General features: G+C 38.0%; 13 protein-coding genes and 1 riboswitch. Of the genes, 4 read left to right on the top strand and 9 right to left on the bottom strand.

All coding sequences use genetic code 11. From position 1 onward, the window contains the following. Window positions 1-123: 123 nt before the first annotated feature. From atzF to V6255_RS01060, 9 genes are all read right to left on the bottom strand, one after another. Window positions 124-2,055, bottom strand: a complete 1,932-nt coding sequence (gene atzF / locus V6255_RS01100; RefSeq protein ID WP_341626480.1) for an allophanate hydrolase — start codon at window positions 2,053-2,055, stop codon at window positions 124-126. Further along, on the bottom strand, window positions 2,055-5,735 hold the full coding sequence (gene uca, locus V6255_RS01095) for an urea carboxylase (RefSeq protein WP_341626479.1): 3,681 nt from the start codon (window positions 5,733-5,735) through the stop codon (window positions 2,055-2,057). The genes atzF and uca overlap by 1 nt, the downstream gene beginning before the upstream one ends. A gap of 119 nt (window positions 5,736-5,854) precedes the next feature. Beyond that, window positions 5,855-6,493 (bottom strand): urea amidolyase associated protein UAAP2, encoded by a 639-nt coding sequence (locus tag V6255_RS01090; RefSeq protein WP_341626478.1) that lies wholly within the window; start codon window positions 6,491-6,493, stop codon window positions 5,855-5,857. A gap of 2 nt (window positions 6,494-6,495) precedes the next feature. Further along, the gene (locus tag V6255_RS01085) at window positions 6,496-7,341 is read right to left on the bottom strand and encodes an urea amidolyase associated protein UAAP1 (RefSeq protein WP_341626477.1); all 846 of its coding nucleotides are present in this window, start codon (window positions 7,339-7,341) and stop codon (window positions 6,496-6,498) included. Beyond that, window positions 7,334-8,167 (bottom strand): ABC transporter ATP-binding protein, encoded by an 834-nt coding sequence (locus V6255_RS01080; RefSeq protein ID WP_341626476.1) that lies wholly within the window; start codon window positions 8,165-8,167, stop codon window positions 7,334-7,336. Before V6255_RS01080 ends, V6255_RS01085 begins: the two co-directional genes overlap by 8 nt. Beyond that, a complete protein-coding gene (locus V6255_RS01075; protein WP_341626475.1) occupies window positions 8,167-8,988 on the bottom strand; it encodes an ABC transporter permease in 822 nt (273 codons plus the stop codon). The genes V6255_RS01080 and V6255_RS01075 overlap by 1 nt, the downstream gene beginning before the upstream one ends. 10 nt (window positions 8,989-8,998) lie before the next feature. Continuing rightward, entirely contained in the window at window positions 8,999-10,087 is a 1,089-nt protein-coding gene (locus V6255_RS01070) for a putative urea ABC transporter substrate-binding protein (RefSeq protein ID WP_341626474.1), read from the bottom strand. Between the two features lie 50 nt (window positions 10,088-10,137). Continuing rightward, window positions 10,138-10,237: riboswitch (guanidine-I (ykkC/yxkD leader) on the bottom strand. A 472-nt stretch (window positions 10,238-10,709) separates the two neighbouring features. Continuing rightward, a complete protein-coding gene (gene gabT, locus V6255_RS01065; RefSeq protein WP_341626473.1) occupies window positions 10,710-11,987 on the bottom strand; it encodes a 4-aminobutyrate--2-oxoglutarate transaminase in 1,278 nt (425 codons plus the stop codon). A gap of 58 nt (window positions 11,988-12,045) precedes the next feature. Continuing rightward, a complete protein-coding gene (locus V6255_RS01060; protein ID WP_341626472.1) occupies window positions 12,046-13,518 on the bottom strand; it encodes an NAD-dependent succinate-semialdehyde dehydrogenase in 1,473 nt (490 codons plus the stop codon). 108 nt (window positions 13,519-13,626) lie between these two features. Here V6255_RS01060 and V6255_RS01055 point away from each other — a divergent pair, with 108 nt between their 5' ends. The 4 genes from V6255_RS01055 (at window position 13,627) to V6255_RS01040 (ending at window position 18,474) form a co-directional block, all read left to right on the top strand. Continuing rightward, window positions 13,627-14,559, top strand: a complete 933-nt coding sequence (locus V6255_RS01055; RefSeq protein WP_341626471.1) for a LysR family transcriptional regulator — start codon at window positions 13,627-13,629, stop codon at window positions 14,557-14,559. Window positions 14,560-14,789: 230 nt separating this feature from the next. Beyond that, entirely contained in the window at window positions 14,790-15,683 is an 894-nt protein-coding gene (locus tag V6255_RS01050) for a helix-turn-helix transcriptional regulator (protein ID WP_341626470.1), read from the top strand. A gap of 416 nt (window positions 15,684-16,099) precedes the next feature. After that, a complete protein-coding gene (locus V6255_RS01045) occupies window positions 16,100-17,080 on the top strand; it encodes a carbon-nitrogen hydrolase family protein (protein ID WP_341626469.1) in 981 nt (326 codons plus the stop codon). A gap of 53 nt (window positions 17,081-17,133) precedes the next feature. Further along, window positions 17,134-18,474, top strand: coding sequence for a purine-cytosine permease family protein (locus V6255_RS01040; protein WP_341626468.1), 1,341 nt, complete (start codon window positions 17,134-17,136; stop codon window positions 18,472-18,474). Window positions 18,475-18,503: the final 29 nt, after the last annotated feature.

The raw sequence follows: 18,503 nt of genomic DNA, 5'->3' as shown, positions 1-18,503 counted from the left end.
GTGATTATGTTAACGATTACAGTGGCGTTAACAGCTACGTAATTAAAAATTAGCCTACAAAATAATATGTAGGCTAATCTTGAAATAACTTAATAAATTCTATACTTCGTTTATGTCTGTTAATTATTTATTCAGTTCGGCATAAGCACGCCAACCACCTAAATCACTAATATCGGTCGCGTCTTTAATTGCATAACCTTCGCAAATAAAACTAGTGACCCAACTGCCATCTTCTAGCTCGACTTTTCCAAGTCCTAACGGTTGTCCTATGCCCTGTAAAAAACTGCCTACCGTACTTGCGGGTAAACGCCACACTTCAACTTCAATCGCCACACCTTGTTCGGCCACGCGAATTAAACCCGGACGAAAAGGAGGACCACCAGCCAATGCATAGAAGCGATAATCAGCAGTCGTTTTAGTGTTTTTTACTAAATAACCGCCGCGCTCTGTTAACTGATGATTAAGTGGAAAACCTGAAAGGTGTGCGCCACAAACAGCAATGTCGATTTCAGCAGCGGATGCGTTGACTTGCACTTTATTAGCATTTGCCTGACTTAACGTTTGCCCAGTTGCCCCTAAGGTAAAGTTATTCAGTTGTTGTAATTTTGCGCCAGTATTCAGTAATAAACGATCGCTAAAAGCAGGGCCAAAGAAGGTCACACCAAAAGGTAGTCCTGATGCTAAGAAACCAGCAGGTACAGCAATTGCGGCATAATCTAATAAATTCATAAAGTTGGTGTAATAACCCAAGTTAGAATTTAACTGGATTGGGTTAGCTTCAAGTTCTGCGATACTATAAATCGTGCCAGCAGTTGGAGTCACAACACAATCTAACTCCGCCAGAATCGCATCACACTGTACTTTAAACGCTTGTAATTTATACATAGCTTTAAAAGCACTCACCGCCGAATGTGCGGTTGCCCCGCCGATAATAGTTTCAATCACTGGTAGGCATTGTTTAGGATCTTTAATAAAGAACTCTTCAATAGCGGCGTAACGTTCGGCTACCCAAGGTCCTTCATAAAGCAATGTGGCAGCATCTAAAAAAGGCTGAAAATTGATAGTCACTAATTCTGCGCCAGCTTGTTTTAATTGCTCAACCGTACTAGCAAATAAAGCTTGTGCACTTTTATCGCCAAAAAAGGCCAATTGGCTTTGTTCTGGTACGCCAATTTTTAACGATTCAAAACTTGTCTCAGGTTGGTATGGCGCATCAGCACCAAGGTTTGCTCGTGAGTAACAATCATTGTCATCTTGCTTGGCAGTAATATCTAACAACTGATTAAGCTCATCAACCGTATTCGCTAATAAAGTCACACAATCTAAACTTTTACATGCCGGTACAACACCTGTACAACTCAATAACCCTTTGGTCGCTTTTAAGCCTACAATATTATTCAGTGCCGCAGGTACTCGACCTGACCCTGCCGTATCCGTGCCTAATGAGAAACTCACGTTGCCATTAGCAACAGCAACCGCGCTACCAGAGCTTGAACCACCAGAAATATAGTCAGGATCAAAACTATTCTTAACCGCACCCCATGGGCTACGCACGCCCACCAGTCCAGTGGCAAATTGGTCTAAATTAGTTTTACCTAATGGAATCGCCCCTGCTTCTATTAATAATTGCACGACTTGCGCTGATTGCTGAGGTTGAAAGCGATATGCTTCGCAACCTGCTGTAGTCGGTAATAGGCTTAAATCAATATTATCTTTGATAGCAAAAGGTACGCCATATAACGGTAAATCATCCATTGATTGGGTGCTTAGCTTATTGCTTAATGACGTTAGCATCTCGGTTAACTGAGTTTCAGAAAGCGTACTTAGCCAGACGTTATTTTGATCGTCTTTGGCTTGTTGTAATTTAGCGACTAAAAATGTTTCTACTGTTAATTCGCCACTACGGTAAGCTGCTTGTAAGGCACTGATCGTCATGTTTTGTGTTGTCATTTTCTTAGCCTCACTTGTTTGTTTATTAGTAACCTGTTTATTATCAATGTTATCTTTATTATCAATGTTATCTTTCTTATTAATAGTCTGCTTAATCTCAGTCATTAGCTTTTCTCCAAAATTAATAATCGTTGCCCTGCATGCACTTGTGCACCTTCTTTTTGTACAAGGCTTGAAACAATGCCTGCGGCTGGGGCAACCACTTCAATTTCCATTTTCATCGCTTCAAGTATCAATAACGGCTGCCCTGCAATCACTTCTTCTCCTGGCTTTACTAATATTTTCCAAATGTTACCTGCTACATGGCTATCAACACTACGTTGCTCCGCCGTTAAGCTGATCACATCTGTTTCTACTTGCGTCATTTCATCAGCAACAAAGTTAGCTTGTCCTGTTTCTTGCCAACGTTGACGTTCTGCTTCAAAGGCTTTTTGTTGCTTCTCTTTGAAGGTCACTATCGAGTCTTGGGCATCACATAAACTTTGTTGATATTCCGCTAAGCTGAATGTTGTTTCTTCTATTTTCAGAGGGTAATCACCACGAGGGAAATCATGACGAATTTGAGTTAGCTCTTCACTGCTGACAGGGTAGAATTTAATTTGGTCAAAGAAGCGTAATAACCATGGTTTTTCAAATTCTGCAGTTTTGCGATAACGGTTCCACATTTGTAAGGTACGACCAACAAACTGATAACCACCAGGTCCTTCCATTCCGTAAACACATAAATAAGCACCACCAATACCCACGGCATTTTCTGGTGTCCAAGTACGAGCTGGATTATATTTTGTAGTCACTAATCGATGGCGAGGATCGAGCGGCGTTGCTACTGGCGCTCCTAAATACACATCACCTAATCCCATCACTAAATAACTGGCATTGAAGACAATTTTTTTTACTTCTTCAACGGAATCTAAACCATTAATGCGACGAATAAACTCAATGTTATCAGGACACCATGGTGCATCTTTACGGACTAATTCATCGTATTTTTTAATCGCTAAACGTGTTGCATAATCATCCCAAGATAAAGGAATATGCACGATACGTGATGGCACGGTTAATTGGCTAATATCGCCTAACGCTTGTTCAGCTTCGGCTAATAGAGTTAATAATTGAGCAAGCGGAAGTTGTAAATTATCGTAATGGACTTGCAGTGAGCGGATCCCCGGCGTTAACTCTTCAATGCCAACAATGTTCATATCTTGTAGCTTTAACATCAAAGCATGGACACGGAAACGCAATGCAACATCCAACACTTGCTGGCCGTATTCAACTAATAGGTAATCTTCACCACTTGCGCGGTAAACCACTTGTTCGTTATGTTCTGTTTTATCAATCTTTTTGATAATCGCAGTTTCAGGTAATTCTGTTGGTGCTTTCTGTTCAGTAAACTGCCCTGATTGTAATTGTTGAATTTGTTGTATTTCTAACTGTTGTGCATCAAGGATTGATACGGGTTGAAAACGAATGCTTGCACCTGCTTTCAGCTGACCAACTTTCCATAAGTCCGCTTTAATAATAGTGACAGGACAAACAAAGCCTCCTAAACTTGGGCCGTCTGGACCTAAAATAACAGGCATGTCACCAGTGAAATCAATCGTACCTACCGCATAAGCATTATCGTGAATGTTTGAAGGGTGTAAGCCCGCTTCACCACCGTCATTACGTGCCCATTTAGGTTTTGGCCCCATTAAACGAACACCAGTACGACTGGAGTTAAAGTGAACTTTCCACGTAGCATCAAAGAAGGCATCAATATCTTCAGGGCAAAAGAAATCGGGTGCACCATGTGGTCCATAAATAACGCGGATAGTCCAATCATCGGTAATCTCAGGTAATAATGCAGCCTGTTTCGGTTCAGTGAATTCAACTGTGCATTCAACTGTGCATTCAGTCACCTCTTCAATATGTAATACATCACCCGTACGCAAAGCACGACCGGCATGACCACCAAATTGACCTAAAGTGAATGTCGATTTACTGCCTAAATAATCAGGACATTGAATGCCACCTTGTACAGATAAATAACAGCGAGAACCCGATCCTTTAATATTGCCTAAGGTTAACGTTTGTCCGGCTTGTACATTAATAACCATACCATTACTAACACTTACATCATCTAACAACGCGTCGATTATTGAACCGGTTAATACAATGCGTGTTGCGCTGTTAAAGCGTAATGTTGGGCCACTCACCGTAATTTCTAAACCAGCGACCTCATCGCTATTACCTAATAATGTATTGGCTAAACGAAAGCTAACGCTGTCCATTGGACCTGAAGGTGGTACACCAATATTCCAGTAGCCTTTACGACCGGGGTAATCTTGGATGGTGGTTTGTGTTCCACCGTTTAATACGTCAATAGAACAAGGTGAATATACAAATTGGTTGAGGGTTTGTGTTAGTAACTTCGCCTCTTCAACCACTTTGCTACTTAATAGTTGATGTAAGTAATCTTTGTTAGTTTCAATACCGTAAATTTCACTGTTTATAAGCGCTTGTTTTAGCCCCGTTAATGCTTGTTCACGAGACTCACTGTGACAAATAACTTTGGCTAACATCGGGTCAAAAAAGGGAGAGACTTCAGTGCCACTTTCTAACCAATGATCAATGCGTAATGTACCCTGTTCAACCTCTGTCGCCCATTTAACATGGCTAATTAATCCCGCACTTGGTTGGAAAGATTTGTTCGCATCTTCTGCATATAAACGTACTTGAATGGCATGGCCTTTGGCGACTAAATTTTGTTCGAGTTCAACTAATGGTGCTAATTGTTTTGCCGCTAAGCTGACCATCCAATTAACCAAGTCAACGTTATACACTAACTCAGTTACACCATGCTCTACTTGTAAACGTGTATTCACTTCTAAAAAGTAAAATTGCTGTGCTTGTTGGTCAAATACAAATTCCACTGTGCCTGCACTACGATAGTTTACTGAGGCTGCTAAGCGTGTTGCTGTGCGGTGTAACTCTTTGCGTAAAGCGTCGTCTAAATTTGGAGCTGGACATTCTTCAATTACTTTTTGGTTACGACGTTGTGCAGAACAATCTCGCTCTCCTAACGCAATCGCATGACCTTCACCATCACCAAACACTTGTACTTCAATATGACGAGCTTGAACGATAAATTTTTCTAAAAATAATGCACTGTTACTAAAGTTATTTTCACTTAACCTTTTAACTGAATCGTATGCTTGGTTTAACTCTTCTGCGCTATTACAACGCTGCATACCAATACCACCGCCACCAGCAGTACTTTTTAACATCACTGGGTAACCAATTTTTTCTGCACAAGTTAACGCATCATCGATATCTGCTAATAAATCACTGCCAGGTAATAGCGGCACGTTGGCTTGTTCTGCGATTTCACGGGCACGATGTTTAAGACCAAACTCCAACATTTGTTGCGAGGTTGGTCCTAAAAAGATCACCTCATTTTCTTCACAGGCTTGTACAAAATCAACATTTTCACTTAAAAATCCATAACCAGGATGAATCGCTTGTGCACCACACTGTTTTGCAATGGCGATCACTTTTTGAATATCAAGATAAGTTTGTTTTGCGCCTCCTTCCCCTAATGAGAAAGCTTCGTCAGCTTGGGAAACATGAAGGCTATCGGCATCGGCTAGACTATAAATCGATACACTTTTGATGCCCATCGCTGATAATGTACGAATAATACGACAAGCAATAGCACCACGATTAGCAATCAAGACTTTAGTAAATATTTGAGGCGTTGCTTTAGTAGGCGTAATAGTTGGTGTAGTTATGGGTGTAGTAAGCATAATATTGACCTTTAACAGGTCGGGTCGTCCCGAAATAATCTGAGCATTTTAACAAGGTCGTCCTTGTTAGCCCCTTAACGTATTACTAAATCATATTGCTATGATTTATCGCCCAAAATTTAATCCCAGATAATCATTTCTACTGGTGTTGGATTGTAAGCATTACAAGGATTATTCAATTGCGGACAATTAGAAAGCAGTACAATTACATCCATTTTTGCGGTTAACTCAACGTACTTTCCGGCGCCACTAATACCATCAGCAAAACTTAAACCGCCCTCTTTATTAACCGGTACATTCATAAAAAAGTTAATATTATGGGTAATATCTTGTTTGCTTAAACCATACTGTGGGTTTTCAGCAACAGCGAGCAACCAACTATCACGGCAAGCATGCATACACTTTTTTTCAATCGCGTAACGCACGGTATTACTTTCTGTTGAACAAGCACCACCTAAGGTATCGTGGCGACCACAAGTATCAGCAGTAATTTCTAACATTTCATTACCGTCATTAGACAATAACTTGGTACCCGCTGTTAAATACACATTACCTTGTTCGCGAATGGTATCCATGCAGCTATAACGTTCACTTGGATCATCTGCGTTGTAAAATAAAGTATCTGCAGCTTGGTTACCTTCGAGATCTAAAATACGCAAGGTTTGCCCTGCTTTAAGTACTTGCATGTAGTAATCACCTGCAGGCACAGTATCGCTTCGTGTTGCATTTTCAGCTTTTAATTGGCTTGAAGTAATCATGGTTATGCTCCTTGTTTCGCAGTATGGCTATGGTGTGAATGAGTATGTTCATGCTGACAATTATGCTGTTGATTAAATGTTTGATGAGCAGATTGAAAGTTATAGCGACGATTATTTTCAAAACCACGTCCATTTTCGTCACTAGAATTTAAGCATTTATCGTCAGCACTCATTGCTGTGGCAGTACGTAGAGCAAGTTGTACCGCGCGATTGGGGTAGTCTGTTGCAGGGTTCATTGGGTGAGGACACGTTGTAAAGACCACTAAGGTTTCCATTTCAAAACGTAATTCAACAACATCACCTGCTTTACTATGGTCAGTCACAAAACTTAAATCGCCTTCGTCATTAGTCTTAACTTGGCTAAAAATATTAATATTCGCCGCTAAATCTCGTTTACCTAATCCATATTTAGCCACTTCTACTAACAAACTATCGTATCCATTCTGCAACCAAGCATTACGATCGCCTTGATAGTTTCTTGCGCCCCATTTATCAGCTACTTTTTGTTTATTGGCGACACCGCCGACACTATCAATCCACTGGGTATCATCGCGAACAATAGAGCAAAAAATACGCCCCATATCTGAATACAAACAATGCCCATGCGTTAATTTAAAAGTGTGCTGACACTTCAACGTATCTGGTGCGTTATAGCGTTCTAGTAAATTTTGGGGGTTATAAAACAACATAGACACATTGGCACCGCCTTCGATATCGGTTAGTGACAATATTTGCCCAGCAGGAATAACCATTGACCAATGACTTGCACCAGGAATGGTATCTTCATAAATGATGCTTGATTGCTGTTGTGATGGTAACTGCTCTTGTGACAGTGATGTATTACTCATGAGTATTCTCCTGAACAGCACTTTTGGCTGTTGCTTGTTTTTCTATTAATGTTTGTATTGATGATGGCATAGCTTGTGTAGCGTTAAGCGCAATATCGTAAACGATTTGTGCTCCGTAGCGTTCTGGCTGTTGTGGGTCGATTCGTGGTTTATCTAACACCCAGACGCGAGATCCTAAACTAAAGCCTTCAGACAAATCATGGGTGATCATAAAGATAGTTAAGCCACGTTTTTGCCATAACTCGCTCACTAATTTGTGCATATCTTTCCGAATACCCGGATCGAGTGCACCAAAAGGTTCATCAAGTAACAAAATACGAGGTTCTTTTATTAACGCTTGCGCAATCGCTAAACGCTGTTGCATGCCGCCTGATAATTCATTTGGGTAACGCATTGCTGCGTCAGCCAAACCAACAGCCGTTAACATCTCTAGTGCTTGTTCTTTAATTTTTTTACGTGGAGTGCCAAATACTTTACCAAGTAAAGGTGCATCAGCGAACTCAGCTCCTAACATCACATTTTCTAATGCATTTAGATGCGGAAAAGCAGAATATTTCTGAAACACGATTCCTCGCGTCGCATTAGGTTCTGTTGGCATAGGCTCGCCATCAAGTAAAATTTCACCTCTACTTTGAGACTCTGTCCCTAACAACATATTTAACAACGTTGTTTTACCACAACCTGATGCGCCAACAATGCTAACAAACTCCCCTGCTTGTACATTTAAGTTAAGTTTCTCAAGAACGATATGGTCGCCGTACTCTTTCCATACTTGTTTGATTTCAATAATGGGTTGAGTTGTTTTTTCAACAGATGAATCATTCATTACTCTTCCCCTCTTTTGCCGTGATACCAAGGAAAAGCGCGTTTAGAAATTAATCGTAAAATGGTGTCCATTAAAAAAGCTAATACTGCAATCCAAAGTACATAAGGCAAAATCACATCCATCGCTAAATAACGACGAATTAAAAAAATACGATATCCTAACCCTTCGGTGGCTGCGATGGCCTCCCCTGCAATTAAGAACAACCATGCACTACCTAGCGTTAAACGTACTGCATTTAATAATGGTGGTAGTACTTGTGGTAACACTACTCTGACCATGATTTGCCAAGTGTTGGCACCTAAGGTCTGTGCTTTTAATAACTGCTCAACGGGTAGTGATTGTGTACGTAGCTGTAAATCACGTATTAGGATCGGACAGATACCAATAATAATAAGCATGACTTTTGATAGCTCTCCTAAACCAAACACAATGAACAATATAGGTAATATTGCCATCGGTGGGATTAAAGAAACAGCGGTAACTAAAGGTGATAACGTTGCTCGAAATAAAGGCAACATGCCATTAGCAACACCAATCACTAAGCCGATCAATGCACTAATACCAACACCCAGTAATAAACGTTGCAAGCTTGAGATAGTATCAACCCATAACAGATATTCGCCGGTACGTTTACTCGGTTCAAATGCCATACGCTGTATTGCATCGGCAAAGCTTGACCATGAAGGTAACAGTTTGTCACTTGGATTTTCTAATAAACGAGCATCTGATGCCAGCGTATAGATAATTAACAAGAGAACAAAAGGTAGTAGGTTTAAAGCAAGTCGCATTGAGCGACTTGGCTTACTATTCATCAGACGCATAAGGTCAGCCTTATAGTTTTTTATCGATGGCCATTTGCATATATAAAGGGTCAAAACGTAACTTTATATTTTGCTTATTGCCATAAACACCACTTGGCGTTTCTATACCGATAAACTTAGCATCACTTGCACCTTCACCTAATAAACCGTGTTCAAATGAAAACTCTGCCACTTTGCTCATGGTATTTTTTAGCTCAGCGCTATTGTTAAATGCAACTGCGTCTTCGGCGTTAAAAAACATTTTTGTAGACGCAAGTTGGGCATCGTATCCAGCTAAATCAGTTCCAGAAGCTTCAGCCATCAAGGTTCTTGCATCAATCGCTTTTTTACTACTACCTTGCATGGTGTCCATAATTTCATACCAAGCACCTGTTAAGGCTTTACCTAGCTTAGGGTTATCCGCAAGTGTTTTTGTATTAACCATTAATAGATCAATAATTTCACCAGGGATCATTGAAGAGTCAAATACTTTGCTTGTATTTGGCATTGCAGTGATTTCACTTAGCAGAGGGTTCCAAGTAGTAACTGAAGTCACATCGTCAGTGGTAAATGCAGCAACAAGATCTGCATCTGACGTATTAACAACACGTACATCTCGTTCGGTTAATGAAACCGAATCCAATGCACGAGCTAATAAATAATGGGAAACACTTAACTCTACTAAGTTAACGTTTTGGCCTTTAATATCTGCTAGTGTTTTATCGCCCTTGAGCACAACACCATCATTACCATTTGAGAAATCACCAATAACAACCGCTGTAGAATCAACACCACTCGCGGCAGGAATCGTTAATGCATCCATATTGGTCATAACCGTTGCATCAAAGCCACCTGCGGTATATTGATTAATTGATTCGACATAATCATTAACTTGTACCACTTCGATATCAATATCGTATTTATCTGCCCACTTTTTAACAATGCCCGATGCATTACCATAATCCCAAGGCATCCAACCGACATAAATAGTCCAAGCTAAGCGAAATGTTGATTTTGTTTCTGCAACTGCAGTAGAGGGGGTAAGAATGACAGCACAACATAGTGTGCCGATAGTGAATAATTTTGTAGCAGAGTGACGTAAGTATTTAGTAAGTTCCATATATTTATCCTTAATTACACTGAAAAAGCATGAGAGACATTGCTCTAATCTTCTCCCGGGCTTTTATCCCTCCGTGTAACCTTTAGATAATAAAGGTCGACAACTCTCGGTCCAGTCGCTTAAAAAGCCGGAACCCTAGATGTCTATTACCAAATTGTAGATACGGCAACGTTAATTGCCAATATCTCTCATACGAGAATTTAAAATACAGCAAATATAATGCCAATTAACAATAATCAATAATTACAATGAGATAGATATATTCAGGAATTCTTATTGATCTAATTGGTGCACCATAAAGGATCATAAAAAGTAAATTGCACCAAAACGTTCTATTTTAATTAAGCTTACGTAGTGCTCTTTCAAATAAGAATTATCAATTATTCATTTAGTTATCAATTAATATCAGTATCTAAAGAAATATCTGGGATTTAAAAGCTTCAGAAGATGTACAGATTTTTGAAATGTAGAAAGATATAGCTATTATTTAAAAGCAGACTGTTTTGGACGAGATAAAATGAGCGGAATGCAATTTGGTAAGACAGAATTAAAAAAGAGAAATCTAATAACATCAGATAGATTTCTCTTTATATCTTCTATTTAATACGATTAAAACATTCTATTAACATAACGATTTAAACAGTTTAGTAAATTGTTCTAATCCTTCTTCAACGATCTCATTACTTGCTGTCAACGCAGGTAAAAAACGGATCACATTACCATAAAATCCACAGGCTAATAACACCAAACCATACTTAGCTGCATTGGCGATAATGGCTTGTGTTAATGCACTATTTGGCTGTTCAATATCACCATCAGTCATTAACTCTATAGCAATCATTGCCCCTTTATTTCTCACATCTGAAATAAGTTCTGGATGTTGGTTTTTTAATAAGGTTAATTTCTCGTTGAAAATAGCTCCAATTTCATTTGAACGTTGAACTAAGTTTTCTTCTTCAATCACTTCTAGTACAGCTAAAGCAGCAGTACAGGCAACAGGAGAACCGCCATAAGTGCCTCCTAATCCGCCTGGTAATGGCGCATCCATGATCTCACTTTTGCCGACAACAGCGGAAATTGGAAAGCCGCCAGCGATCCCTTTTGCCATGGTAATTAAATCGGGTTCAACATTAGAATATTCCATATTAAACATTTTACCTGTACGTCCAAAACCCGTTTGAATTTCATCTGCGATTAAAACAATTCCATGTTCATCACACAACTTGCGTAAAGCAACTAAGAACTCAGTAGGAGCAGAATAAAAACCGCCTTCGCCTTGTACTGGTTCAACAATAATAGCAGCTACATCCGTTGGAGATATATCCACTTTAAATAAATTAGCGATCGCTTTCAGAGAGTCATTAACAGAAATGCCATGAGACTCTATTGGAAAAGGGGCATGGAAAATGTCCCCAGGAAATGGACCAAACAGATGTTTGTAAGGCGTTATTTTCCCAGTTAATGCCATGGTTAAATTAGTACGACCATGAAACCCACCATTAAATGCAATAACACCTCTACGCCCTGTATGTGCTCGTGCGATTTTCACACAATTTTCTACGGCTTCAGCCCCTGTTGTAACAAAAATCGCTTTTTTATCTGACCCACCAGGCGCTATTTCAATTAATTTTTCAGCTAATTCAACGGCACTTTCATAAGGGTTTACCATGACACAAGTATGACTAAATTTATCTATTTGATTTTTAACGGCATCAATCACTTTAGGATGGCTATGACCGGTATTACAGACAGCAATACCAGTACCAAAATCAATATAACGATTACCTTCAACGTCCCAAATTTCAGCGTTCTTCGCTCGCTCAACATACACTGGATAAACGTTACCTTGGCCACGTGCAATTACTTTTACTTTTCTGTTTTGTAAGTCCGTATTGTTCATTTTATTCACCTAATATTATTATTTTCATGATCAAAGTATTTCGATTAACTCACCATGTTTATTTATCTAAACCACCTAAACATAAATATTTAATTTCTAAGTAATCGTCTAATCCATATTTTGAACCTTCACGTCCATTACCAGATTGTTTTACACCACCAAATGGAGCAGCTGCATTGGAAATTGCACCTTCATTGATGCCTACCATGCCATACTCTAGGTTTTCAGCCACTCGCCAAATTAACCCAATATCGCGAGCGTAAAAGTAAGCAGCCAAGCCATACTCAGTATCATTTGCCATCGTGATCACTTCGTCTTCATCTTCAAAACTAATAATTGGTGACACTGGACCAAATATTTCATTGCTTGCAATGGGCATATCGTTAGTCACGTTAGTTAAAATAGTAGGTTGATAAAAAGCATTTCCAGCTTTATCAATTTCCCCACCCAATATGACTTTAGCCCCAGCAGCAACAGACTCTTTTACTAACTTATCAACCCCCTCCACAGCTTGACTTGAAATCATCGGACCAATATTAATGCCGTCAATTAGGCCATCACCAATCGTTAATGCAGATACAGCGGCAGTAAATTTTTCAATAAAGTCTTCAAGCACTTTGCTTTGTACAAAAATACGATTCGTACAGACACAGGTTTGACCCGCATTACGATATTTAGACATTAACGCCCCTTTTACTGCGGCATCAATATCTGCATCATTAAATACAATAAAAGGCGCATTACCTCCTAACTCCATCGATACTTTTTTTACCGATGTTGCACATTGGCTGATCAAGGACTTACCCACCGCAGTTGAACCAGTAAAAGTAAATTTATCAACATCAGGATGCTGGGTTAAGACTTCGCCCATCCCTCTTGCATCATCACCTACAACGACATTAAAAACACCTGCCGGTATACCCGCTCGCTCTGCTAATTCAGCCATAGCCAACGCAGAAAGTGGTGTTTGTGTTGCTGGACGCACAACAAAAGTACAACCAGCCGCTAATGCAGCTGCTGCTTTGCGTGAAATCATTGCATTAGGGAAATTCCATGGGGTAATTGATGCGACGACACCAACGGGTTGTTTGATCACAATAATACGTTTATCGTTAGAAGGACCTGGGATGGTATCACCATAAATACGCTTCCCTTCTTCAGCAAACCATTCAATAAATGCAGCACCGTAGGCTATTTCACCTTTTGCTTCTGCAATAGGTTTACCTTGCTCTAACGTTAATATTCGCGCTAAATCGTCTTGATGTTGAATCATTAAATCAAACCAGTTTTTCATAATGACAGCACGTTCATTTGCTGACTTTGATGACCACATTTTAAATGCGTCATTTGCCGATTTGATGGCTAATTCAGTTTCAGCAACACCCGCATTAGCAACTCGAGCAATCACCTCTCCATTCGCAGGGTTAGTCACATCAATTTGTAATTCACTACTGTGCCAACTGCCATTGATATAAGAAAAATGTTTAATTAATTGTTTATCTTGTAAACCTAAGTCTTGATGATTCAGCATAAATAACCTCTACGATTTAATGTTTAGCTATTGAATACTAAATTTAAGTCATGTTAAATATAAAACTATCAACCTAAAGGTTTAACTAAATAAAACATTAGAGAATTTATGAACACTCATTCGATCATTCCCAAACCCATCGCTGAATATGATTTACGGTTATTACGTATTTTTGTTTCAGTTGTAGAGCACGGTGGGTTTTCTGCTGCTGAAAAAGCGCTTAGAATTACCCGCTCGACGATTAGTGTTCATATGTCTAACCTTGAAACGCGAATGAAATTAAAACTTTGTATGCGTGGGCGAGGAGGCTTCTCATTAACCGAAGAAGGTCAATTAGTCTATCGAGCGGTTATTAATTTATTTGACTCATTAAATGATTTCTCATTAATAGTCGGCACATTAGGTAAAGAGCTTAGTGGTGAAATAGTTATTTTATGTGCAGATCAACTAGATAAAAATAAGCAAAAAAAATTAGCTAATATGATTGAAATTGTTCATTGCAAAGCGCCTAATTTACATATTACGTTAGATGGAGATTCTATTTCTAACATTGAAAAATTATTACTTAAAGATAAAGCACATATTGGCATATTTCCTGGTTACCAAAAGATTGAAGGCTTGAGTTACACACCTTTAACTAGTGAACCTATCTATCTTTGTTGTGGTAAAAAGCACCCTTTCTTTAACAAGGTTGATACTCACATCACACCTGAAGATTTAGCCTCTGCCTCCACCATTCATCCAGGTATTGATGTTGAAGAAAATGGACGTAAGCAGTTAAGTAAATTAAATTTAAATGCTAAAGCGTACCAGTTTGATATGCGTAAAACGATGATATTATCAGGTCAATACTTAGGGTATATGCCACAAAGTTATATTCAACAAGAATTAAACATGGGTGAAATCAGGATCATTCAACCAAGTACACTGACTTATCAATTTAATTTATCTTTAGTACATAAAAAAGTGTCAATAGAACCGAATAAAGTTGAATTATTGCAAAGTGCTTTTAAGGTAGCGTTTGATTTAGTGGAAAAATAAACCTAAATTTAAATAGATTTCAGTCTAAATAGTTAAGAGTAATAATAATTATATCTAAAAAGATGATATTTCTTATTTGACTGCATAGAATATTATTTCATTGAGTATATAAAGTGCTTTAATAAAGCTTCTTCTACCCTAACTTGAAGTAATACCCATTAGAACCATTTATAGTCACTTTATTAAATGATAATACTTTTCAACATAATAAAATTGGTTAAATTAAGAAAATGAGCATAGAAGATTACAACCTTATCGCAAATATTATAGATTCATGCGAAACAAAAGAAGTTCTTCCTAAAATCGCAAAGATACTCGATAAGCACTTTAGTATTGATGACTACATGATTATTATTTTTAAAAGAGGCGCTTCTCCGACTTTATTTGCATATGGCAAAAAGACTAATGGTAATAATTTAAAGCCATTTAAATCGATTGAAACATCTTTACTTTTAAATAATGTACATGACCCCGCTTCTATCTACTTTTCTGGTGCATATTTACTTGATCCTTATTGTGAGTTTTGGGATTCATATTCAAGAGATGGCTTTTATTTAATGTCCGATATAACATCTGCAGATTTTGAAAAAACAGAGTATTTTTCAAAACAGTATGATGCTTGGGAGTTTAAAGATATAGGTAGATATATCTTCCAATTTACAGATGACATGGTTATACATTATTCTTTAGGGAGACATCAAAATAGACCTAACTTTTCAGATGAAGACCGTAACGGGTTAAAAAAAATGCTTCCCTTTATCCGCTCTTCTATCGGAAAGTGCATTAAAAATGACATTAAAGATATTTACAAAAAACAAAAAGATAGTGAAATTTTTCATATGCAGCTTGAGCAACGATTTTTGGCATTTGGCACATCACAATTAACCAATAGGGAAGTCGAAGTAACACGTTTATTGTTAAAAGGGTACTCTGTAAAAGGGATCTCAAAAATAATGAATATCTCTCCATCAACTGTTCAAACTCATTCGAAAAACATCTATAAAAAGCTCGAAGTATGCTCATCTCAAGAGTTATTTGGACTTTTTATTGAAGCGCTCGAAAGCACAAGTGTTATCGAACTTGAGGACCCACTTTCTCAATTTTTATTTACAGCTAAAACATAAAGGTGTATTCGGTTTTGATTCTATACTTATAAGTTCATCAGTTACCGCTATTTCATGTTCAATTTTTAAACGGATAAAAATCATACTCATAGATAATTAAACTTAATTATCAAAAGCTTATGCTTTATTAATTGTATATCGCTTTGCTCAAATGAATCTAACTTCAAAGATGATGATAAAATAATTTAATAACAACCTAAGGTAAATAAGACTCTTTTTAAAAAAATCACTCGTACCCCATAATCTAGGTATATTTCGATAAAAATGCCTAAAACTCAAAGAATTTAAAACCCCATAATTTAGGTATATGCCACTATCCCCTGCCCCTCTACACTTAAATTAAGTTCAAAAAACCCATGAGCTTTAATCATTTAATAAAATTAAATTCTGAGCAACTTATTAATATAGGTAACAATATGGAAATTAAAAAAATAGCAATTATTCAGGAAGCTCCTGTGTTACTTAATTTACAAGAAGGAGTATTGAAAGCTGCACGTTTAATTCGTGAAGCCGGAAAAGCTGGCGCTGAATTAATCGTTTTTCCTGAGTGTTGGTTAACGGGTTATCCGGCATGGGTATTTGGAATGGCAGGATGGGATTGTGCTAATGCTCGATATTGGTATGAAAAATTTCTAGCGCAATGTCCTACTGCAGATGATGAAATATTATCGCCAATTCGCAAAGCGGCTTTGGAAAGTGGTGCTCATATCGTATTAGGCTTTAATGAAAAAGCGCGTGTTGGCAGTGGATCAATCTTCAATAGCATACTGTTTATTGGGCCTGATGGTGAAACACTTAATGTTCACCGAAAACTCATATTAACCCTGACAGAGCGTAATGTGTGGGCTCAAGGCGATGCCTCTGGTTTAAATGTGATCGATACAGAAGTAGGTCGAATTGGCTCTTTAATATGTTGGGAACATTGGCACCCGTTAGCGAGACATGCACTGCACCATCAAGATGAACAAATTCACATTGCTTGCTGGCCAGATGTTCCAGAAAGCCATGCAATTGCCTCTCGTCATTACGCCTTTGAAGGACGCTGTTTTGTTGTTGCTGCAGCACAGTACTTAACAACAGATGATATACCAGACGAATTATTAGAAGCTTACAAGATTGGCGCTAACCCGCCAGATAAAAACAGTGATGTTTTATTTAATGGTGGTAGTGGTGTTATTGGACCAGACGGGAATTGGATTGTAGAGCAAACGTTTGGACAAAATAAAATAATTTATGCTGATATAAATCTTATTGACACAACAAGGTTTAAACACGATTTAGATATTGTTGGGCATTATTCACGTGATGATATATTTCAATTATCAGTAGATCGTACTAAACGACAAGGCTTGCTGTTCAAAGATGATTTACAAATAGACAGAGTTGGTAATATTTAAAAATTAAACACAATCCGATAGAAGATTGTAATTATAAACAAAAAGGAATTAACATGAGTAAGCACACACAAATAGGACGTGATGATATTTCGCCAATACAGTCTTCCGAGAAAACAATGGGTATTGGTAATACGATTTTCCTTTGGATTGCAGCGACATTGGTAATACCAACCGTTGCGACCGGACAATTATTTGTTCCAGATGTAAGTCCTTACGGTGCATTTGGAACAGTTATTATTGCTTCATTGATCGGATGTATTGCTCTTGCAGCTATTGCTATCATTGGTACAAAAACTGGATTACCTACTTTCGTTGCTTCCCGTGCAACATTTGGACACAATGGCTCTAAGATTTTTGCAGCTCTCAATATAGTTATCCTTTGTGGCTGGCAAATGATTCAAGGATATATGGGAGGGCTAGCTTTAAATCAGGTTTTAATCGGTGTCTTTTCATACGACGATATTGTTTTATCTATTTTTGTTACTCAAGCGATTGTCTTAATCATTACAATTTTAGGACATACTGGCATTCAAAAAATAGAAGGAATTACTTCTTCATTTATGCTGGTTGTTGCATTTGTTGTCATTTACACACTACTTGATAAGCATGGTTTAACAAAGCTTGAACAACTTCCATTATCTGAATCACCAGGCCTAACCTATGCGATTATTTTTGATATCGTGCTAGCAACTGCTTTTTCTTGGATGGCATTACCTTGTGATCATAACCGCTATTGTAAAAGTGTAAAAACAAGTGCCTCAGGAATTACCATTGGTTATCTTTCAGGTACTATGATTGCAATGGGCCTTGGTATTGCTGTAGGAGCCTACTCTATTATTGAAGGCTTTGAACCTACTTATGACCCATCACAACTGCTAGAGGGTAATTTTGGTATAGCCGCGGCTTTAGTCATGTTTTTATCTGTAGCAACAACAAATGTTTTAAACCTTTACAGTATTGTAATGAGTACAATGTCAATTGTTCCTAAAACAAAATTTAGCTTAATCACTATTATCTTTGGTTTATTTTGTCTCAGTGGATCATTCCTTCAAGAAACATTAATGGCTTCATTTTTCGATTGGATTTTATTAGTAGGCGCACTCATCATTCCTGTTTTTGCAATAATGTTAAGCGACTATTATTTAATCAACAAATCCAACCTAAATGTTGATGCTGTACTTGACCCTCTGCATCCAAAGTATCGTTTTTATAAAGGCGTTAATCTCAATGCTATCTTCACTTATGTGATCAGCTCAACAGGGTCTTTTTACTTCACGTACTACCAACCTTTAGACATTGGCGTAACTGCATTAACGTTTATATGCACAGCAATTATTTATTTAATATTAAGTAAATTATTACCTTCAAATAACCAAATAATTTCAGATAGATAAAACACTCCAGCCTCGCCTACCATTAAAGT

This window comes from Psychromonas arctica (genome assembly GCF_038155225.1).
In the GTDB taxonomy this organism is placed as follows: Bacteria; Pseudomonadota; Gammaproteobacteria; order Enterobacterales; family Psychromonadaceae; genus Psychromonas; species Psychromonas arctica_B.
The sequence above is the reverse complement of the archived record's forward strand: the minus strand, read 5'-3'. Positions and strand labels throughout refer to the sequence as shown.

Excerpts from the sequence above, each read along its gene's own strand:
- atzF (WP_341626480.1), bottom strand. The coding sequence starts at position 2,055 with ATGACTGAGATTAAGCAGACTATTAATAAGAAAGATAACATTGATAAT.
- uca (WP_341626479.1), bottom strand. The coding sequence starts at position 5,735 with ATGCTTACTACACCCATAACTACACCAACTATTACGCCTACTAAAGCA.
- V6255_RS01090 (WP_341626478.1), bottom strand. The coding sequence starts at position 6,493 with ATGATTACTTCAAGCCAATTAAAAGCTGAAAATGCAACACGAAGCGAT.
- V6255_RS01085 (WP_341626477.1), bottom strand. The coding sequence starts at position 7,341 with ATGAGTAATACATCACTGTCACAAGAGCAGTTACCATCACAACAGCAA.
- V6255_RS01080 (WP_341626476.1), bottom strand. The coding sequence starts at position 8,167 with ATGAATGATTCATCTGTTGAAAAAACAACTCAACCCATTATTGAAATC.
- V6255_RS01075 (WP_341626475.1), bottom strand. The coding sequence starts at position 8,988 with ATGCGTCTGATGAATAGTAAGCCAAGTCGCTCAATGCGACTTGCTTTA.
- V6255_RS01070 (WP_341626474.1), bottom strand. The coding sequence starts at position 10,087 with ATGGAACTTACTAAATACTTACGTCACTCTGCTACAAAATTATTCACT.
- gabT (WP_341626473.1), bottom strand. The coding sequence starts at position 11,987 with ATGAACAATACGGACTTACAAAACAGAAAAGTAAAAGTAATTGCACGT.
- V6255_RS01060 (WP_341626472.1), bottom strand. The coding sequence starts at position 13,518 with ATGCTGAATCATCAAGACTTAGGTTTACAAGATAAACAATTAATTAAA.
- V6255_RS01055 (WP_341626471.1), top strand. The coding sequence starts at position 13,627 with ATGAACACTCATTCGATCATTCCCAAACCCATCGCTGAATATGATTTA.
- V6255_RS01050 (WP_341626470.1), top strand. The coding sequence starts at position 14,790 with ATGAGCATAGAAGATTACAACCTTATCGCAAATATTATAGATTCATGC.
- V6255_RS01045 (WP_341626469.1), top strand. The coding sequence starts at position 16,100 with ATGGAAATTAAAAAAATAGCAATTATTCAGGAAGCTCCTGTGTTACTT.
- V6255_RS01040 (WP_341626468.1), top strand. The coding sequence starts at position 17,134 with ATGAGTAAGCACACACAAATAGGACGTGATGATATTTCGCCAATACAG.